This window comes from Kitasatospora sp. NPDC056531, from assembly GCF_042794375.1.
In the GTDB taxonomy this organism is placed as follows: domain Bacteria; phylum Actinomycetota; class Actinomycetes; order Streptomycetales; family Streptomycetaceae; genus Kitasatospora.
This window is the reverse complement of sequence record NZ_JBHTTU010000076.1, coordinates 13,662-32,573: the sequence shown is the minus strand read 5'-3', so window position 1 is coordinate 32,573 and position 18,912 is coordinate 13,662. Positions and strand designations below refer to the sequence as shown.

18 protein-coding genes and 1 pseudogene are annotated in these 18,912 nt (G+C 72.5%); 8 read left to right on the top strand and 11 right to left on the bottom strand.

Going from position 1 to position 18,912, the window contains the following annotated elements; genetic code table 11:
- Positions 1 to 102: 102 nt before the first annotated feature.
- Positions 103 to 192: pseudogene (locus ACFQ87_RS35715) on the top strand (DUF4184 family protein); the annotation flags it as partial.
- Positions 193 to 264: 72 nt separating this feature from the next.
- Here ACFQ87_RS35715 and ACFQ87_RS35710 read toward each other — a convergent pair.
- Complete coding sequence (locus ACFQ87_RS35710) at positions 265 to 825, bottom strand: hypothetical protein (RefSeq protein ID WP_380615081.1); 561 nt, start codon at positions 823 to 825, stop codon at positions 265 to 267.
- 53 nt (positions 826 to 878) lie between these two features.
- Complete coding sequence (locus ACFQ87_RS35705; protein WP_380615078.1) at positions 879 to 1,364, bottom strand: FBP domain-containing protein; 486 nt, start codon at positions 1,362 to 1,364, stop codon at positions 879 to 881.
- Between the two features lie 71 nt (positions 1,365 to 1,435).
- Between ACFQ87_RS35705 and ACFQ87_RS35700 the strand changes: the two genes are divergently transcribed.
- On the top strand, positions 1,436 to 2,005 hold the full coding sequence (locus tag ACFQ87_RS35700) for a TetR/AcrR family transcriptional regulator (protein WP_380615077.1): 570 nt from the start codon (positions 1,436 to 1,438) through the stop codon (positions 2,003 to 2,005).
- Positions 2,006 to 2,165: 160 nt separating this feature from the next.
- On the opposite strand, the gene ACFQ87_RS35695 is transcribed toward ACFQ87_RS35700, so the two are convergent.
- Complete coding sequence (locus ACFQ87_RS35695; protein ID WP_380615076.1) at positions 2,166 to 2,921, bottom strand: BTAD domain-containing putative transcriptional regulator; 756 nt, start codon at positions 2,919 to 2,921, stop codon at positions 2,166 to 2,168.
- Between the two features lie 324 nt (positions 2,922 to 3,245).
- Between ACFQ87_RS35695 and ACFQ87_RS35690 the strand changes: the two genes are divergently transcribed.
- From ACFQ87_RS35690 to ACFQ87_RS35670, 5 genes are all read left to right on the top strand, one after another.
- Entirely contained in the window at positions 3,246 to 3,512 is a 267-nt protein-coding gene (locus ACFQ87_RS35690; RefSeq protein ID WP_380615075.1) for a StsA-related sactipeptide RiPP, read from the top strand.
- Positions 3,513 to 3,588: 76 nt separating this feature from the next.
- Complete coding sequence (stsB, locus tag ACFQ87_RS35685) at positions 3,589 to 5,079, top strand: StsB family radical SAM/SPASM domain sactipeptide maturase (protein ID WP_380615074.1); 1,491 nt, start codon at positions 3,589 to 3,591, stop codon at positions 5,077 to 5,079.
- On the top strand, positions 5,060 to 5,356 hold the full coding sequence (locus tag ACFQ87_RS35680) for a PqqD family protein (RefSeq protein ID WP_380615073.1): 297 nt from the start codon (positions 5,060 to 5,062) through the stop codon (positions 5,354 to 5,356). Before stsB ends, ACFQ87_RS35680 begins: the two co-directional genes overlap by 20 nt.
- Positions 5,353 to 6,732: an NAD(P)/FAD-dependent oxidoreductase gene (locus ACFQ87_RS35675; protein ID WP_380615072.1), complete on the top strand. Its 1,380-nt coding sequence runs from the start codon at positions 5,353 to 5,355 to the stop codon at positions 6,730 to 6,732. The genes ACFQ87_RS35680 and ACFQ87_RS35675 overlap by 4 nt, the downstream gene beginning before the upstream one ends.
- 3 nt (positions 6,733 to 6,735) lie before the next feature.
- Positions 6,736 to 8,583, top strand: coding sequence for a prolyl oligopeptidase family serine peptidase (locus ACFQ87_RS35670; RefSeq protein WP_380615071.1), 1,848 nt, complete (start codon positions 6,736 to 6,738; stop codon positions 8,581 to 8,583).
- A gap of 36 nt (positions 8,584 to 8,619) precedes the next feature.
- On the opposite strand, the gene ACFQ87_RS35665 is transcribed toward ACFQ87_RS35670, so the two are convergent.
- The 4 genes from ACFQ87_RS35665 to ACFQ87_RS35650 all read right to left on the bottom strand — a co-directional run bounded on the left by ACFQ87_RS35665 (position 8,620) and on the right by ACFQ87_RS35650 (position 12,914).
- A complete protein-coding gene (locus ACFQ87_RS35665) occupies positions 8,620 to 9,645 on the bottom strand; it encodes a methyltransferase (RefSeq protein WP_380615070.1) in 1,026 nt (341 codons plus the stop codon).
- Between the two features lie 4 nt (positions 9,646 to 9,649).
- Positions 9,650 to 10,864, bottom strand: a complete 1,215-nt coding sequence (locus ACFQ87_RS35660; protein WP_380615069.1) for a cytochrome P450 — start codon at positions 10,862 to 10,864, stop codon at positions 9,650 to 9,652.
- The gene (locus tag ACFQ87_RS35655; RefSeq protein WP_380615068.1) at positions 10,861 to 12,165 is read right to left on the bottom strand and encodes a helix-turn-helix domain-containing protein; all 1,305 of its coding nucleotides are present in this window, start codon (positions 12,163 to 12,165) and stop codon (positions 10,861 to 10,863) included. The genes ACFQ87_RS35660 and ACFQ87_RS35655 overlap by 4 nt, the downstream gene beginning before the upstream one ends.
- Before the next feature lie 104 nt (positions 12,166 to 12,269).
- Positions 12,270 to 12,914 (bottom strand): GAF domain-containing protein, encoded by a 645-nt coding sequence (locus ACFQ87_RS35650; protein WP_380615067.1) that lies wholly within the window; start codon positions 12,912 to 12,914, stop codon positions 12,270 to 12,272.
- A 154-nt stretch (positions 12,915 to 13,068) separates the two neighbouring features.
- On the opposite strand from ACFQ87_RS35650, the gene ACFQ87_RS35645 reads away from it, so the two are divergent.
- A complete protein-coding gene (locus ACFQ87_RS35645; protein WP_380615066.1) occupies positions 13,069 to 14,289 on the top strand; it encodes an RNA-guided endonuclease InsQ/TnpB family protein in 1,221 nt (406 codons plus the stop codon).
- A gap of 34 nt (positions 14,290 to 14,323) precedes the next feature.
- On the opposite strand, the gene ACFQ87_RS35640 is transcribed toward ACFQ87_RS35645, so the two are convergent.
- From ACFQ87_RS35640 to ACFQ87_RS35625, 4 genes are all read right to left on the bottom strand, one after another.
- Complete coding sequence (locus tag ACFQ87_RS35640; protein WP_380615065.1) at positions 14,324 to 15,193, bottom strand: S8 family serine peptidase; 870 nt, start codon at positions 15,191 to 15,193, stop codon at positions 14,324 to 14,326.
- Positions 15,184 to 18,177 (bottom strand): AAA family ATPase, encoded by a 2,994-nt coding sequence (locus ACFQ87_RS35635; protein ID WP_380615064.1) that lies wholly within the window; start codon positions 18,175 to 18,177, stop codon positions 15,184 to 15,186. Before ACFQ87_RS35635 ends, ACFQ87_RS35640 begins: the two co-directional genes overlap by 10 nt.
- Before the next feature lie 79 nt (positions 18,178 to 18,256).
- Complete coding sequence (locus tag ACFQ87_RS35630) at positions 18,257 to 18,448, bottom strand: aroma-sacti cluster domain-containing protein (RefSeq protein WP_380615063.1); 192 nt, start codon at positions 18,446 to 18,448, stop codon at positions 18,257 to 18,259.
- 14 nt (positions 18,449 to 18,462) lie between these two features.
- Entirely contained in the window at positions 18,463 to 18,720 is a 258-nt protein-coding gene (locus ACFQ87_RS35625) for a LuxR C-terminal-related transcriptional regulator (protein WP_380615062.1), read from the bottom strand.
- Positions 18,721 to 18,912: the final 192 nt, after the last annotated feature.

Sequence of the window (18,912 nt, the reverse complement as noted above, 5' to 3'; positions counted from 1 at the left end):
CCGCCGCCCTGCGCGTATCTCACAACCAACAGCTACCGGAGCCGTCCGGCGCCTGTCAGCCGAACGACCCCGACATCACCCGATCAAGCTCAGTATCGTGTCGTGCCGGTCACCCTGTCCCACCCCGCGGCCGTACTGCCGTTGATGCGGCGGCCCTTCAGCCGGGCCGCGCTGGTCGCCGGAGCGGTCGCGCCGGACCTGCCTACTCCGCCTGCGGGGGAGCGGAGTCGACGAGCCGCCGGGTACCGTCCTCGACCCGCTCGGCTAGGAGAGGCCGTTGCTCCTGGTGAGTTGGCCGTCGGCGGACTTGCCGCTCACGTGGGTGCTGTACGTCAGTTCACCGGACTGGCCGATGCGGACGGAGGCGTCCGAGTCGGTGTTGGCGCAGGTGCCGTTCCTGAGGTCGGCGACCTTGCCGCCGAACAGGCTGACGTCCCCGTTCCCGAGGTCGTCGGTCCGGTAGTCCACCTGGCAGGTGGTCTGCCCGCCGGGCAGGGTGTACACGACCCTCGCAGTGCCGTTCCCGCCGGCCGAGGTCTGGGCGAAGGTCACGGCCACGCTGTTCAGCGGCCCGGCCAGGTGACCCTTCCAGTACCCGACGATCCGGCGCAGGCCGGGGGACGTCGGGGAAGCGGAGACGGAGACGGAGAAGGAGGTGTTGTGTCCGGCGGCGGTGAAATCGTTCGACGTGCCGGAGCCCCTGCCACCCAGCTCGGTGAGCGCGAACATCCCACCCGCGCTCAGCACCAGGGCGAGCGCGGCGATCGTCGAATTGCGTCTGCCGGAGCGCTTCCGCGCGAGCTCGGGCGGAAGACCCACCCGCACCCGCCGCAGTTCCTCCCGTTCCTGGCCAGGCCCGGGTGGGACCCCGGGACGGGTCACACGGTGACCTTGGCGACGAAGGCGGCGAGGTTGGCCACCGTGCGGTGGATCTTCTCCTCAGTGGTCAGCGACTCGTGGAGCCGGGTGCCCACCTCGCGCTTGCCGCGCACGTAGAGCGAGCAGGCGAGGTCGCTGCACATGTACGCGCCGACGGAGTTGCCCTGCTTGCCGGCCTTCCCGGCGAGGGGCGCGACCAGTAGCGAGACGCCCCCGGTGTGGGTGGTCACGCAGAGCGAACAGATGCTGCGGCGGGCCTGCCAGGCGGCGGTGCCGGAGGAGCGCAGCGCGACCGCCACCGTACGGCCGTCCAGTTCCGCCGCGAGGTAGGCGCGGTCGGGGGCCTGCGGGTCGCGCCAGCCGAGGAAGTCCAGGTCGTCCCAGGGCTGTTCGTCCAGGTCGCGGGGGATGTGCAGGCGCTTCGCCTCGCCCTTGCTGCAGTTCACGAAGGCGGAGCGGATCTCTTGCTCGGTCAACGGCTTCATAGGAGGCACAGTAAATAACCTAGGAGTATTAGGCAAATGTATAGTGGCCTCCTGCGATGGAGAGGAAGCGCATGGCACGCGTAGGGCTGAACGCGGAACGGCTCACCCGGGCGGGTGCGGAGCTGGCCGACGAGGTCGGCTTCGACAAGGTCACGGTCTCCGCGTTGGCGCGCCACTTCGGCGTCAAGGACGCGAGCCTGTACTCGCACGTCAGGAACTCCCAGGACCTCAAGACCAGGATCGCCCTGCTCGCGCTCGAGGAGCTCGCCGACCGGGTCGCCGCCGCCCTGGCCGGACGGGCCGGCAAGGACGCGCTGGCCGCCTTCGCCAACGCCTACCGCGACTACGCCCGCGAACACCCCGGCCGCTACGCCGCGGCGCAGCTCGAACTCGACTACGAGACCGCGCGGAACAGCGCGGCCGTCCGGCACTCCCAGATGACCCGCGCGATCCTGCGCGGCTACGACCTCGCGGAGCCCGACGAGACCGACGCGGTCCGCCTCCTCGGCAGCACCTTCCACGGCTACGTCGCCCTGGAGCGGGCGGGGAGCTTCCAGCACACCCCGCGCACCACCGAGGACACCTGGTCGCGCATCCTGGACGCCCTCGACGCCCTGCTGCGCAACTGGCCGGCGGTCTGACCGGCGGCGCCTGGCGAAGCGCCTGGCGCGCCCTGACGGCGCCCTGACGGCGGGGAGGGGCGCTGACAGCCCCTCCCCAGGCGTCGGCGGCACCAGAACAAGCCGTTGTGGAGAGCGGGTTGGGATGAGGCCGTACGGTCGACGCGGGGGAGCGGCGCGGTCAGTAGTCGCCGGCCAGGGCGAGTTGGCGTTCGCGGTCCTGCTTCAGCAGCCGGGGGATGGCGCTGCTCGGCGCGACGCCCAGTTCCGAGGACAGTAGCTCCCGGTAGCGGCGGTACCGGCGGTGCGCGTCGGCGACCTCGCCGACGTGCAGGCAGGACTGGACGGCTATCCGCCGTGGCCCCTCGCGCAGCGGGTCGGCCTGGGCGGCGGCGTCGGCGAGTTCGAGCACCGCGGAGTGCTGGCGCCGCTGCAGGAAGGTCTCGGCGAGGTTCTCCAACGCCTGGACGCGCTGCAGTTCCCACTTCCCCTGGAACGGTACGAGCCATTCGTCGTCCCAGCCGTACAGCAGCGGGTGCCGGAGCATGCTCCACGCCTGCGGCAGCCGGTCGCCGCCGAGGAGCGCCTCCCCGTCCGCCCGGGACACCGCCGAGACCAGTCCGGCCGCCGTCCGGTAGTCCACCTTGACGTGCTCGGCCAGGGCGACGGTGGTGTGCGAGGTCCGTAACAGCTCCCGGACCGTCACCTGGTTCAGCCGCCAGAGGGTCTGGCGCAGTCGTGCGGTGGCCCGGACGGGCGGGACGTCGGGCCACAGCCGCGCGGCGAGGTCGTTGCGTCCCACCGGCCGGTCGTCGAGCACCACGGCCGCGACGAGCCGCTGCTGGATGTCGCTGAGGTCGACGACTCGCCCGTCCATGCGGCAGACGAAGTCCGGCAGGAGTGATACGTGCACGGTGTCGCGGTCGGTGGGTCTCATCGCACCTCTCGGGTTGTCCGACGGGACCGTCAGGCTGGCATGTTCATCGATTTCCGCTGCGAACAGCGGATTCGGAGTCATGTCAGCTCAACTCTGAGTAGAGATGAGACCGCAGCCCGACCGTGATCGTCAACACCCACGACGACGCCCGCCGTCGCGGTGGAGCCGCCTCCGAACCGTTGACGGGGCTTCACACTACGTGCGTACTATCTGCCCGCAGGCCACACGGCAACCCACAATCGTGGGGTTGTTTCACAAGTCCGCCACGCAGCAGTCTCGGTGGTAGCCCAGCTCAGATAGCCCGAGACAGCGAAAGGTGGAGCAATGACCTTCAACTCCCTGGAGGCCCTTCGTGAAGCCGGGATCCTCGGCGGAACGATGGCGCCCGAGCTCGAAGAGTTCTACGCCAGCCTGACCCCCGAGGAGACCCGGGTCCTCATCTCGACCAAGACCCGCCTCATGGCCGTTCTGCCCGACGTGGTGGCGCACTCCCAGGAGTGGGCCGCGCCGGAGTCCTCCCAGGAGGGCTTCGACGCCGCGATGCTGTGTGCGTGCGGCGCCTGGTCCGGCGCCGGCCAGGCGCAGAAGTAGTCCTGACAGTCCACAGGCGCGGCCCGACGGCCAGGCTCGTCGGGTCGCGCGTGTGCCAGCCCGGATGGGAGGCGGGATGCGAGGGCATCTGGTCCGGAACCTGTCGTTGTTCGACGTGCCGGCGGACCTGACGTACTTCGTGCATGACGAGGAATACCTCGTGGTCAACCCGGAAGTGGGTGCCCGATGTGTCCTCGACCGAAGCGAGTTCAGCGTCCTCGAAGCCCTGGCCGGTGAACGGGCCGGAGGGGAACGGGCACTGGAGCCGAGCGACGAGACGGAACGCGTCCTGGCCAGGCTCATCCTGAACTGGATCGTCTACTACAACGGCAACCGGCCCGCGGTCAAGGTCGCCGAGGCCCCGCTGAACGTCGTGTACTACGCCATCACCGACGGCTGCAACCTCCGCTGCCCCTACTGCTACGCGTCGTCCGAGAAGTGCCTCCCGGGCGAGCTCGACACCGCCGAGTCGCTCGACCTGGTCTCGCAGATCGCCGACCTCGGCGCCCGGACCCTCGTCTTCACCGGCGGCGAGCCGATGCTCCGCAAGGACCTGTTCCGGATCGTCGAGCACGCCAACCGCAGTGGCCTGAAGTCGAACATCATCACCAACGCGACGATGATCAGGACGGCGGCGACGGCGCAGCGCTTCGCCGAGCTCTTCGACGCGGTCACGGTCAGCCTCGACGGAGGCACCGCCGAGACCCACGACCGCACCCGCGGCAAGGGCGCGTTCGCCCGGACCCACAAGGCGATCCGGCTGCTCAACGACGCCGGCGTGGCCCCGGCCATCAACCACATCGTCACCTCGGACAACATCGACGAGCTGGAGGACTTCGCGTCCTTCCTCGACGGGATCGAGATCCACAGCATCCGCCTGATGAACCACAACGACCTGGGCCGGGGCGTCGACGACGCCTACGACTTCGGTTGGCGGGACCACCTGCGGGTGCAGCAGCTCGTCTGGACCTCGCCGGTGGCCGGAAAGCTCCTGCCGGACGGGCCGCGGCCGGTGACGCCGTGCTCGGTCAAGGGCAACTGCGGCATGGGCGGCAACGAGATCTACATCAACTCCCTGGGCGACGTGTACCCGTGCAAGCTCGTCACGGGCAAGGAACAGCACGCGGGCAACGTCCGACGGCAGCGGCTGTCGGAGGTCTTCGCCAGCCCGGTGCTGTCGGCCATGCGCCGCAGCACGGTCTTCGGCGGGGAGTTCCACGCCGACTGCGAGAAGTGCTACATCAAGGCGAACTGCGGCGGCGGGTGCCGGGCTTCGCACATGGCGGAGTCCGGGGACGTCCGGCGCAACAGCCGGCACCTGTGCCGGATCCTGCGGCACGGCGTCACGACGCAGCTGTGGCAGGAGGCCGGGGTCAGCCGCGCGGAACTCGCCGAGAAGAGCCTCGACATGACGGTTCCCCGGCTGGTCGCCACCGGCGAGGTGCACCCCGTGCACGAGCAGTGGAAGACCTACGTCCCCACGCCGAAGCCCGCGATCACCGTCGGTGAGCTCATTCCCATCATGCCGGTCAACAGGAGGTCGGGCGTTGTCCCTGCACATCAGTGATGCGGTCATCTGGCAGGAGAGCGCGGGCGGGATCTCGCTCTACCACACCGAGTCTGGCGACTTCCGGACCCTGAACGCGACCGCCGCCCAGATCTGGGCCCTGGTGGAGAGCGCCGGTGAACGGGAGGAGGTCGTCGAGCGGCTGGCCCTGCTGTTCGCCGGCCACAACGCCGCGCTGGGCGAGCGCATCCGTACCGAGGTGGACTCGTTCATCAGCTCGATGGTCGAGGCCGGTCTGCTCCAGGAGACCGGAACCGCGCCGGCCGCGCGGCCGTGACGCGGGCGGTCGTCCTCGGCGGGGGCTTCGCGGGCATCCTGGTGGCCAAGGTGCTCTCCGAGCACGTCGACGAGGTCACCGTGGTCGAGGGCGGCCGCTATCCGGCGGGCCCGGGCGTCCGCTCCGGGCTGCCGCAGGCCTTCCACAGCCATGTGCTGGTGACCGCGGGCGCCCAGGCCCTGGAAGCGCTGCTGCCGGGCACCCTGGAGGCACTCCTCGCCGAGGGCGCGCACCGGCGCGGGCTCCCGGGCGACGCGCTGATCCTGACCTCGGGCGGCTGGTTCCGCCGCCACGACACCGGCGCCTTCCTGGTCTCGTGCAGCCGCTGGCTCATGGACCACGTCATCCGCAGCCGCGCCCTGGCCGGCGGCACGGTGTCGGTGCGCGAGCGCACCCGTGCGCTGCGCCTCGTCGGGGACGCCTCGCGGGTGACCGGAGTGGTGGTCGGCCGGGAGGACGGCTCCGGCGAGACCCTGCGGGCCGACCTCGTGGTGGACACGACGGGCCGGCGCTCGCGGGCGGGCGAGTGGCTGGCCGCGCTCGGCGGGGCCGGTGTCGAGGAGGAGACGGTCGACCCGGGGCTCGCGTACTCCACACGGATCTACCGGGCGCCCGCGGACCTCACCGCCGACCTCCCGGCGATCATGGTGCACCCGCGCCCGGCGGCCGGCCGGCCCGGGTACGGCGCGACGCTGTTCCCCATCGAGGGCGGCCGGTGGACCGTCACCCTGACCGGCACCCGCGCCGCGCCACCGCCCACCGACGAACGCGGATTCGCCGACGGCGCCCGAGCACTCGGCTCGCCGATCGTGGCGGAGCTGACGGCCGCAGCCGAACCCCTCGGCGGAGTCCGGCCGTTCCGGGCCACCGCGAACCGCAGGAGGTTCTTCGAACGGGGGCCCCGGCCCGACGGCTTCCTGGTCCTCGGCGACGCCCTGGCGGCGATGAACCCGGTCTACTCGCACGGGATGTCGATCGCCCTGCTCAGCGCCGTGCGCCTGGGCCGCGAGCTGGCGCGGCGCGGCGCCGACCCGTCCGTCCTGCCCGAACTCCAGGTCGCCATGGCCGAGGTGGCCGAGCGCGCGTGGCGGATGGCGACCGACCAGGACCGGCCGCGGACCGACTCCGCCCCCGGGCCCCGGGCAAGGGCCGGGATGTCCCGGGCCGTGCTCGGCAACCCGGCGCTGATGACGGCGCTCTTCCGGGCCCAGACGCTGGTCCCCTCCCCCCGGGGCGTCAACCCGCCCCTCCTGCAGGGGCCGTCCGCCGACCCGCACCCTCCGCGCGACACCGACGAGGCGGTCGCGCAGTACCCGGGGTTCTCCCAGTGGTGGCTCTCCGGGCGCCCACGCCAGCCAGCTACCCCCCTGGAGTGAGCCGTGACGGCTGAATCCGTACCGCTGATCCCGCACTCCGTCCTGTTCGGCAACCCCTCGTACCTGCTGCCGCGGATCTCACCGGACGGGACCAGGCTGCTGTTCCTCGCGCCGGACGACGGTGTGATGAACGTCTGGACGGCCCCGGTGGACCGTCCGGAGGAGGCGACCGTACTGACCCGGGACCGCGGGCGCGGCATCCGGACCTACGGCCTCTGCCACGACGACCGCACGCTGTTCCACCTGCGGGACGAGAACGGCGACGAGAGCTGGCGGGTGCACCTCCTCGACCTCGTCACCGGCGAGGAACGCTGCGCCACCCCCTTCGAGGGCGTCCAGGCGCGGGTGCTGGCCCACAACCGGTGGCATCCGACCACGATGCTGATCGGACTGAACAAGGACCGGCGCGACCTGCACGACGTCTACCGGCTGGACCTGGTGACGGCGCGGCTCACCAAGGTCGCGGAGAACCCCGGGTACCTGAGCTGGATCGTGGACACCGACCTGCGGGTACGCGGCGGCTCGGCGATGAAGCCCGACGGCGGCGCGGCCCTGTACCTGGACCCGCCGGACGGTCCGGACGGTGCCGAGCCCTGGCTCGACGTGCCCTACGAGGACGTCATGGGCACGCGGGTCCTCGGCTTCGCGCGGGACGGCGCCACCTGCTACCTGCTGTCCTCCATCGGGGCCAACAGCAGCCGCCTGTTCGCCGTCGACCTCGCGACCGGGCGGCACACCGTGCTCGCCGAGGATCCCGTCTACGACGTCAAGCAGGTCGAGCCGGACCCGCTCGGTCACACCCCGCAGGCGGTGGCGTTCGCCAAGGACCGGGACGCATGGGTGTACCTCGACGAGGAGTTCGGCAAGGACCTCGGCCGGATCCGCGGCGAACTCGCGCTCCAGGGGATCGACGGCGAGGTCTACGTCGACCGCAGCGACCGCTCCGACCGGCTGTGGACGGTCTCGGTGGTGACCGGCGCCGGCCCGGTCCTCTACTACCTCCACGACCGCGAGGACGGCCGACTGCGCCACCTCTTCAGCCACCAGCCGGAGCTCGAACGGTACCGGCTCGCCCGGATGGAGCCCTTCGAGTTCACCGCGCGCGACGGGGTCACCGTGCACGGCTACGTGACCTGGCCGCCGGGCGCCGAACGCCGGAACCTGCCGGCCGTGGTGAACGTGCACGGCGGGCCCTGGGCCCGGCACACCTTCGCCTTCGACGAGGAGGCGCAGCTGCTGGCCAACCGCGGCTACGCGTGCGTCCAGGTCAACTACCGGGGCTCGACGGGCTACGGCAAGCGGTTCCGCAACCTGGGCGCCAAGCAGTGGGGCGCCGCGATGCACACCGACCTGCTCGACGCGGTCGACCACCTGGTCGCGGACGGCGGCATCGACGCCTCCCGGGTCGCGATCATGGGCTGCTCGTACGGCGGGTACGCGGCGCTCGTCGGTGCGGCCTTCACCCCCTCCGTCTTCACCTGCGCGATAGCGCTGTGCGCCCCGTCGAACCTGCTGACGATGCTGGCGGCCGGGGCGCCGTACCGGACCCCGCTGCGGGCGTTCATGACCGCCAACGTCGGGGACCCGGAGACCGAGCGCGACATGCTGTGGGAGCGGTCCCCGCTGTCGCGGGTCGACGACATCGCCGTCCCCGTCCTGGTGGCCCAGGGGGCCAACGACGTCCGGGTGCCCCGGGAGGAGGCGGAGCAGATCGTCGCGGCGCTGGCCGCCAAGGGGCTGCCGCACGAGTACCTGCTGTTCCCCGACGAGGGCCACGGGCTCGCCAGGCCCGGCAACCGCGAGACCTACTACGCGGCAGTGGAGCGCTTCCTCGCCGAGCACCTGGCGTGACGGGCCGGCCGCTTCCGGCCGGACCGCCGGCCCCGGTCAGTCCGGGGCCGCGACCAGGATCCGGACCGGCGTGGTCGCCAACCGCCGGGTGACGTCGAGGAGTCGGAAACCGCCGTCGGCGAGCAGCGCCCGGAACTCGGCCCGGCTGCGCTCCCGGCCCCCGGTGTAGACCAGCATCGCGATGTCGCTCATGACGACGCCGGCGGCCTCCTGGGCGTCCAGGCGGTCGGGCAGGACGGGCTCCACCACCAGCAGGCGTCCGTCCGGGGCGATCGCCGTCCGGCAGTTGCGCAGCAGCGCGGCGCAGCGCTCGTCGTCCCAGTCGTGCAGGATGCCCTTCACCAGCAGCACGTCGCCCCGCGGCACCGCCTGGAAGAAGTCGCCCGCTTCGATCGACCAGCGGTCCGGGGCGAGCCCGGCCGCCCGGAAGGTCTCGGCGGCGGCCGCCGACCCCTGGGCGCTGTCGAACAGGACCCCTCGGGCGTCGGGTGCGGACCGGAGCACGGCCGCCAGCAGGGTGCCGTTCCCGCCGCCGATGTCGACCACGGTGCGGGCGCCCGTGAAGTCGTACGCCCGGGGCACCTCCCGGGCGGTCCACCCGGTGCCCTCGCCCATGGCGGCGTTGAAGAGGCCCGACAGTTCGGGGTCGTCGGCCAGGTGGTCGAACAGCGGCCGGCCGTGGGCCTGGTCGAAGGCCGCGCCGCCGGTCCGCACGCCCTCGGTCAGCGCACCCCAGGCCCGCCACGTCACCGGGTCGCCCAGCAGCAGCACGCTCGCGCGGATCGACCGCGGGTGGCCGGCGCACAGCAGGCGGCCCGGCTCGGCCAGGGCGAAGCGGCCCGGCGCGGCCTCGTCGAGCAGTCCCAGCACCGTCAGGGCCCGGACCAGCCTGGTCAGCCCGTCCGGGTCGCAGTCGACCGCCCGGGCCAGCTCGCCGGTCGCCAGTGGCCCGTCAGCGAGCGCCTCCGGCACTCCGAGCCGGACGGCCGCGTAGATGATCTGCGAGGTGGCATGGCCGAACGCCATCCGGGAGAGGTTCCCGGACACCTTCGGATCGATCATGTCGTCATTCCCTTCCCAGTGATACCGGTAGGCGGCGCACCCCGTGGAGGAACAACTCCGGCGTCCATTCCAGCTCGGCCGGGTCGACGGCCAGGGACAGCCCGGGGAAGCGCCGTACCAGGGCCCCGACGGCGGCCCGGGCCTGCAGCCGGGCCAAGGCCGCGCCGAGGCAGAAGTGGATGCCGTGGCCGAACCCGAGGTGGCGGTTCGGACTGCGGGTGAGGTCGAAGGCGTCCGGCTCGGCGAAGACGGCCGGGTCCCGGTTGGCCGCCAGCAGTACGGGCACCACGGTGTCCCCGCGCGGGACGACCACCCCGCCGATCTCCACGTCGGCGAGCGCGTACACCGGCCGGGTGTGTCCCACCGGGCCGTTGAAACGGATCACCTCCTCGACCGCGGAGTCCAGTAGCGCGGGCCGCTCGCGCAGCCGGGCCAACTGGTCGGGGTGGCGCAGAAGTTCCAGTACGGCGTTGCCGATCAGGTTGACCGTCGTCTCGTCACCGGCGAGCAGCAGCTGGAACACGGTGGAGACCAGCTCGGCCCGGCTGATCCCGCCGCCGTCCTGCTCCGCGAGGAGCCGGGAGAGCAGGTCCCCGCCCGGGCGGCGCCGCCGTTCGTCGATCCGTTCCTCGACGTACGCGATGAACTCGAATCCCGCGCGGCGGACCCGGACCGGGTCCCTGGTCCGGAGCATCTCGTCGCTCCACCGGCGCAGCGCGGTCAGGTCGTCGACCGGGAAACCGACCAGTTCGGCGACGACCACGACCGGCAGCGGCAGGGCCAGTTCCGCGATCACGTCGACCACGTCCCCGGTGTCCCGGGTTGCCGGCAGGAGCCCGTCCACGACCTGTTCGACGCGTCGCCGGACCGCCGCCACCGTGCGGGCACCGAAGGCGGGGGCGATCAGGCGGCGCAGCCGGGTGTGGTCCGGGGGGTCGAGGTTGAAGACGTTGCGCCGCACCATCGCCAGCGGGTCGAACTCCCACCGTCGATGGGCGGCGGCCAACTCGGCAGGGAGCCTGTCGAGTTGACGGCCGAGGTCCGGGTCGAGCAGGGCGCGTTGCACGTCCGCGTAGCGGGTCAGGTACCAGGACGCCCGGCCGCTCACCCGGTCCACCCGGCGGTGGACGGGCGCCAGTTCGCGCATCCGGTGCAGGAGCGGGTACGGGTCGGCGCGGTGCTCCGGGGCGTTCGGATCGAGATCGAGGGTGCCGGTCACGGCGATCCAGGGTTCCGGGGGGCCCGCAGCAGCGCCCGCAGCAGGTTCGGCAGGTGCAGGCGCGTTCCCGACTCCTCGTGCGAGGCGCGGACGAGCCCACGGCTCAGCAATTGGCCGACGTCCTCGACGAGGTCGTTCCGCGGGCGGTCCAGGACCGCGGCGGCCTCGGGTACGGTCGGCGCCCGGTCGCAGCGTGCCAGTTCCAGCAGGATCGTGCGGTGGGCGGCGTCCAGACGGTCGACCTCGGCCCCGAGCAGGCCGCCGATCGTCCCGGGAGCACCCGCGGACCGGGCCGGGACCGGCAGGTCGAGCAGGCTCGGTAAGGGATCCTCCGCCAGTTGGCGCAGGCCCAGCACCCCGAACCGGCCGGCCGCGGCCTCCAGGGCGACCGGCAGGCCGTCCAGCCGTCGGCAGATCCGGGCCAGCGCGTCCGCTTCGGCGTGGCCGGGCGCGAACCCCGGCCGGACCTCCGAGAGCCGGTCCAGCAGCAGCCGCACCGACGGCACGCCGGTCAGCGAGTCCGGTGACCCCGTCGCGTCCCACTCCGCCCCCGGCACGGCCAGTGGCGGGAGCACCGTCGCCTGGACGCCCGCGACCTGCCAGGGCGTCCGGGAGGTGCTGACCACCCGGATGCCGGGGCAGTACGCCAGCAACTCCTCCACCCCGGCCGGGTGCCCGGCGTCGGCGACCCCGTCGAGCACCAGCAGCGCCTCGTGGCGGCCGATCAGCCGGCAGACCGCGGACACGTCCGCCGCCCCCGATTCGACCAGCAGGCGCAGCGACTTCGTCAACGGGCCGAACGCCGTACCGCTGGCGCCGTGAGGCTGGGGGCCCGTCCCGATCCACAGCACCGGCCAGCCGCGGCGCGAGCCGAGCCGGGCGGCCAGCTCGGCGGCCACCCTCGACTTGCCCACGCCGGGGAGCCCGGAGACGGAGACCATGCGGCGATGGCCCGACTCCAGGGCCTGCGCCATCGCCCGCACCTCGGTGTCGCGCCCGAGCAGGGCGTTGACGGCCCGAGGTGCGGCGAGGCCGGGGTCGGTTCCGTCCGGCTCTCCCCGGCGGCCGCCCGAACCCGAGCTGATGAAGAGCTCGCGCGCCAGGCCGTGCAGCCGCAGGGCGTCCGCGAGCAGGCGGACGGTCTGCATCCGTGCGTGGGCCCGGCCCGATTCGAGGTCCCGGATCGTCCGCGGGCTGATGGTCGACAGGTCGGCGAGCGTCCGCTGGGTGAGTCCGGCTTGGACCCGCTTGTGGCGGAGCAGTTCGGGGAACGGCGCTTCGGTCTCGGTACTGTGCACCATGGGCCAGGACGGTAGGCGAGGCCCGTTCCGTGCGCGTCTCCGGTGCGTCGCCGACCCGTCTGCGGTGCGTCGCCGACCCGTCTGTGCCGCGTCTCCGCCGGTCGTCACCCCGAGTTCGGGGTCAGCTGCGCCCGTCGGTCCAGCAGCTCCAGCGAGATGCCCAGCAGCGCGGCGGCCAGCGGGTCGGAGGATTCCATGACGGCGTGGTCCGACAGCCTGGCCACCAGCTCGCCCAGCCGCGGCGCGGCGTCCACTGTCCGCTCGCCGCGCCGGAGCAGGGCGAGGCTCAGGGCGGCCTGGGTGGCGAGCAGGCCCAGCAGCTCGATGTCGTCGAGCTCGCGGCTGGGGTCGTTGGCCGGCCGGACATGGCGGTCCAGCACCTCGATCACGCCGATGCACTCCCCGTCCGCGATCAGCGGCGCGGCCAGGATGCTGGTGGGGACGTACCCGGTGGACGCCGCGGCGTCGTGGGCGAACCGGTCGCTGTCGGCCACGTTGTCGGTGATCAGCGGCTGGCCGCTGGCCGCCACCCAGCCGGCGATGCCGGTGCCGGGCTCGAAGCGCTTGCCGACCAGGCCCTGTTCGCCCTCGCCGGCGACCGCCGCGAAGACCAGCTCCCCGGTGTCGGGGCTCACCATGAAGACCGAGGACGCGGCGGCGCCGTAGACGTAACGGGCCACCGACACGACGGACTGCAGCAGTTGACGCTCGGTCGCCCCGCTGACGGGATCGGGTGGCAAGGGCTTCATCTGATACCTCCGTGGATACCTCCGGCTTTAGCCGGGGAAGGAAACGGACTTCCCGCGCAGCGGGTCAGGGGCAGCCGAATCGCCGTCAAGGCGGCGTGGTGGGAGCAGAGTTACTTGTCACATACTCACAATCCACGGTGGTACGGTGTGAGTTATGCAGGCCACTCGCGTGAAGCGGGCATTCAAGTACCGCTTTTACCCGACCGACGCGCAGGCAGCTGAGCTGTCGCGCACGTTCGGGTGCGTGCGGAAGGTCTACAACATGGCGCTCGCGGCGCGTACGGAAGCGTGGGCGTTGCGCCAGGAGCGCATCACCTACAACCAGACCTCGGCGATGCTGACGGCCTGGAAGAAGACCGAGCAACTGGCCTTCCTGACCGAGGTGTCCAGCGTCCCGATGCAGCAGTGCCTGCGGCACTTGCAGGGGGCGTTCACCAACTTCTTCGCCAAGCGCGCCAAGTACCCGCGCTTCAAGTCCAAGCACAAGTCGCGCGCATCGGCCGAGTACACCAGCTCGGCATTCCGCTTCCGTGACGGCGAGCTGACCTTGGCAAAGATGGCCGAGCCGCTGGCTATCGTCTGGTCGCGCCCGCTGCCCGAAGGTGCGGTACCGTCCACGGTGACCGTCAGCCGCGACGCGGCGGGTCGCTGGTTCGTCTCGATGTTGTGCGACGACCGGCCGACCATGCCCGAGCCGGTGAACGTGGTGGTCGGGATCGATGCCGGTATCACCAGCCTGGTGACGCTCTCCACCGGCGAGAAGATCGCCAACCCGAGGCATGAGCGCAAGGACCGGGAACACCTCGTCAAGGCTCAGCGGGAGCTGTCTCGTAAGGTCAAGGGCAGCAACAACCGAGCGAAGGCCCGCATCAAGGTCGCGAAGATCCATGCCCGGATCGCCGACCGGCGCAGTGACTTCCTGCACAAGCTCACCACTCGACTCGTGCGCGAAAACCAAACGCTCGTGATCGAGGACCTGACCGTGCGCAACATGGTCGGGAACCACACGCTCGCCCGAGCCATCTCGGACGCGAGCTGGACCGAGATGCGGTCCATGCTGGAGTACAAGGCCGACTGGTACGGGCGGGACCTGGTGGTCGTGGACCGCTGGTTCCCCTCGTCCAAGCTGTGCTCGGCCTGCGGCAGCCTGCGAAGGAAGATGCCGCTCAACGTCCGCGAGTGGACGTGCGACTGCGGGGCGACGCACGACCGCGACGTGAACGCAGCTATCAACATCCTGGCCGCCGGGCTGGCGGTTACAGCCTGTGGAGACGGTGTAAGACCTCAACGGAGCACTCCGGGCGGGCGGTCGTCGGTGAAGCAGGAAGTCGTCCCACCGCCGCGCTCACGCGCAGCGGCTCAGCCGCGAGGCTGAGGGGAATCCCCGTCCCTTTAGGACGGGGAGGAAGTCAATCTCCGCCTCCTGGGGCCGAAAGGTTTGCGGCGCAGTGGTACAGCACGGTCTTGAGCTGGAACGGCGTGAGCCAGGGGTGCTTGCTCAGCACGAGGGCCGCGATCCCGGCGATGTGCGGCGCAGCGAAGCTGTTGCCGGTGCTGCGGACGGTGCCGCCGCCCGGCCGTGCCACCGGCACGCGCACCCCCCGGGCGCGGAACTCCACCGGCGGCGCGGAGTTGTAGTAGAAGCGCATGCTGTCCGGCTCGGCGTGGCTGGCGACCGAGATCACCGAGGCGAAGTTCCACGGGAAGCTCTCGATCGGCAGGTTGTGCGCCGCCGCCACGATCGTCGTGCGGCGGAAGTAGGCGCGGTCGCACAGTTCGCTGAGCCGGCCGCGGAACTCCAGCCTGCTCGTCGACAGGCTCATGCTGATCACGTCGAACCCCTCCTCGATCGCGAAGGCGAGCCCGGCGACCAGCGCGGCGGCGCTGCCGGACCTCCCGTCGCCGAGGACCTTCAGCGAACTGAGCGAGACCCGCGGCGCGATCGCGCGGATGATCCCCGCGCACGCGGTGCCGTGCCCGGCGCCGTCGTCCGGTTCGCACTCGGCCACCCGCGGCGCCCGGCCCTCGGCCGTCACCACCTCCCACGCCCGCTCGACCGACCCGACCAGCGGATGGGTCGCGTCCACGCCGCTGTCCAGCACGCAGACCCGGACGCCCTCACCGCTCGCGCCCGCCCAGGCCCACCGGGAGTCGATGCCGTCGAACAGGCTGGTCGGCAGGGGCTCGCCGAGGTCGCCGTCGGTCGGCATGCTCCAGGCGGGCATGCCGGAGAAGTGCTGCGGCCGCTCGCGCCGCCAGGGCGCGCCGTTCACGTCCATTCGCACACCGTTTCCAGAGGTTGGGTCGCACCGACGGCGGTGTAGCTGTCGACGGCCGCCAGGGCCATGGCGCGGGCCCCGGCCTCGTCGCCGAGCAGCCGGGCCGCGCGGGCCAGGTCGAAGCAGACCTCGCCGCGCAGGCACGGGTCGTCGACGCCGTCGAGCAGGGCCGGGACCTCGGCGAGCAGCGGATCGGCGCGGCCGCGCCCGGCGGCGATCAGCACCGCCGCCGAGAGGCACAGGATCCGCCCCCGGACGTCCATCTCTTCCCGCCGGTCGAGGAGTTCGGCGATCCGCGCGGCGGCTTCGTCCAGGCGGCCCCGCCGGGCGCACTCACGGGCCGCCTGCACCCGCATGCCCAGCGGGACCGACACGTAGCCGGCCGCCTCCAGGGCCTCGGCCGCGTGGCGGAAGTGCCGTTCGGCCCGGGCGTGGTCACCGCGCAGCGAACAGGCCAGCCCGGCCACCTGGTCGACCAGGACGCCTCCCATGGTCAGCCGGAGCTGCTCGACGACGGATCCGGCCTCGGCCAGCGCCGCGCGGGCGCCGGCGTCGTCCCCGGTCAGCGCCAGGCAACGGGCCCGTGCGGCCAACGCGGGCAGGAGCAGGAACCGGTCGGCGGCGAACCGCTCCACGAGCTCGGCGCAGCCCGCCAGTTTGCTGGGCACCGGGGTCGGCGACCACTGGCGGACCTCGCACAGGGCGACCAGGAGCCGGTCCTCCTCGTACGCGTCACCGGCGGCCCGGGCGTGCTCCAGCGCGGCGCACGCCGCTTCCTCAGCGGCCCCGAACCGGCCGCGCGCCAGGTGGAGCAGCATCCGCAGCTGCTCGAACCGGCACCAGGCGAAGCGGTCTTCCGGGGTGCCTGGCTCGCCGTCGAGCTCGGCCCGCAGCCCCTCGACGCCCGCCTCGGTGACCGTGCCCAGGCGCGCCGCCAACAGGGAGCGCTGCACCAGGTAGAGCCGTCGTCCGGGGTCGTCGGGACCGTGCCGCAGGCCGTCCGCGACCACCTCCACCGCGCGCCCGGTGTCCCCGGCGAGCATCAGGGCGTCGCTGAGTCGGATCGCCGCGACCTGCCTCCACCGCCCCGGCCCCCGTCCCGCCAGCACCAGCGCGCGTTCCAGCAGTTCGATCGCGCTCGGCAGGTCGCGTTGCCGCAGCGCCGCCGTCCCCTCGGTGAGCAGCGCTTCGGCCGCCCGCCGGGCCAGCTGCGGCAGCTCCGAGTCGTCCGGGCGCAGCCCGCCGAGCAGGTGCGCGGCGGCCTCGAAGTGGAAGCCGGGGCTGAAGCCGCGCTCGGCCAGGCGCCGGTGCCACGCGATGCGCTGCTGCTTCTCCAGCCGCCCGTACGCCACCTCGTGGACCGGCTGCTGGATGAAGCGGTAGCCGCCCTCGTCCGCGGTGGCGCGGAACAGCTGCTGCCGCGCCAGCGCGTCGGCGGTCGCGGCCGGCGCGGTCTCGGGCAGCACCGTCTCGTCCAGCGCCGTCTCACCCAGCACCGCCTCGTCCAGCAGGGCGAGTTGCTCCAGGGTGAACGTGGGACCGATCACCGCGGCCGCGCCCAGCAGCCGCCGGGCGGGCGGTGGGAGCCGGTCGATCATCGCGCCCACCATGGCGGTGATGGTCGGCGGCACCTCGTCCACCGTCCGGCCGGTGCCCAGCCACTCCACCATCAGCCGGATGAACCGCGGATTGCCCGCGCTGTACAGGGCGACCCGGTCGGCCAGGCCGAGGGCGTGCGGCTGCACCTCACCGGGGCCGCGGCCCGAGGCCAGCGAGGCCGCCAGCCGGGCACTGTCGACCGGGTCCAGCGCGCCGAGGTCGATCACCTCGTCGCCGTCGAGCCGGGGCCCGTCCGGCCCGCCGAACTCCGGCCGGGCCACGCAGAGCGTCAGCAGCGGGACGTCCCGCAGGGCGCCGGTCAGTTCGGCGATGAGCTGCAGGAACGAAGGCCCCGCCCACTCCAGGTCGTCCCACACCACGACGAGCGGGCGGGTGGCCGCGGCGGCGGCGAGCAGCTCGCGCGCGGCCCAGGACACCTCCTCCACCCCCGGGCCCGGTCCGGCGGTGGCAGGGCGGGCGGGTGAGGCCTCGCGCAGGCCGGCGAGCACCCCGGCGATGCGCCGGTCGGTCCGCAGCAGCTCCGCGCAGGCGGGCACCTGTCGCTCCAGTCCGTCCAGGACGTCGACGAGGGCCGAGTACGTGCTCTTCGCCCCGTAGGACGGACAGTTGCCGAACACGGCGACCGGCCCGGCCCCGGCCGCGACGAGCCCCTCGACGGTCTCCCTGACCAGCCGCGTCTTGCCGATGCCGGCCGGCCCCAGCACCGACACCACCGCCGGTCTCCGGTCCCCGGCCACCCGGTGGTAGATCCGGCGCAGCCGACGGCGTTCGGTGCGGCGGTCCACCATGCGCGGCTCGTCGCCGATCCCGTCGACGGCGGCCTCGCCGGTCACGCACAGCGCGGCGACGGGTTCGGCCTTGCCCTTGAGCGTCAGCGGCGGCACCGGGTCCATCGCGTAGCGCGGGCCCGCCAGTTGGGCGACGGTCTCGTTGACGATGATCTCGCCGGCGACCGCGGAGGACTGCAGGCGTGCGGCGAGGTTGACCACGTCGCCGACGATCCGCAGGCCGGCCCGGGCCGAGCGCGTCACCAGGGCCTCACCGGCGGCGATGCCGCAGTGGATCTCCACCGGTACGGCGTCGGCGGCCGGTGCGCGCAGCCGGCCGACCCCGGCGCGGATCAGCACGGCCGTGCGCAGTGCCCGCAGCGCGTCGTCCTCCCGCGAGGTGTCCGCCCCGAAGACCGCCATGACGGCGTCGCCGATGAACTTCTCCACCGTTCCGCCGTGTTCCTCCACGGTGGTGCAGCAGATCTCGTAGTACTGCTCGAGGAGCTGCTGCAACGGCTCCGGATCGACGCGCTCGGCGAGCCGGGTCCAGCCGACGAGGTCGAGGAAGAGCACGACCACCAACCTGCGACTCATGCGCGGTCCTCCGCCAGGGCTCGGTCGTGGTGCGGGGTCGGTGACGTAAGTCGTGGACGGGAATCGCCGTGGACGGCGATCAGAGCAGCTTCAGGTCGTGGGCCCACACCTCGGTGTCCGTCTCGGCCTCCGCCCGGGCGAGCCGGCGTTGGACCGATGCGACGACGGCCGTCTCCTCCTCGGTCAGACCGGCCAGCACCTCGCGCTGCGCGGCGCTCAACTGGTCGACCGGGAGACCCGCTTCGCGCAGGCTGGTCAGTGGATCGAACATGACACCCATCCCCTTCACGCATCCCTTTCACGAGGGCCGCACGGCGGCGGCCAGATGCCGATCGGCAGCAGCCGGTGGACGTAGCAGTAGGCCACCAGCTCCGCCCGGTTGCGGCAGTTGAACCGCCCGAGCAGGACGCTGATCTCCTCGCCCACGGTGTGCCTGCTCAGCCGCAGCTCGCGGGCCACGCGCTCGGTCGTGTGCCCCCGCGCGAGCATGGCCACCAGCAGCAGGTCCCGGGCGGAGACCTCGGCACCCCGTATCGCTGTCATCGGTGCGGTCTCCTCACGACATACTCCGTGCGAACAACTCGCGGACCATCACGGCGGCCATGAACGAGACGCCGTGCCAACGCGCCCTGCGTTCGAACCAGAGCCAGTCGCCGTCCGGATTGGCCTCCAGGAACACCGGGTCCCCGGTGTCGGGGACGAGCAGGTCGAACGCCCCGTAGCGCAGGTTCCACG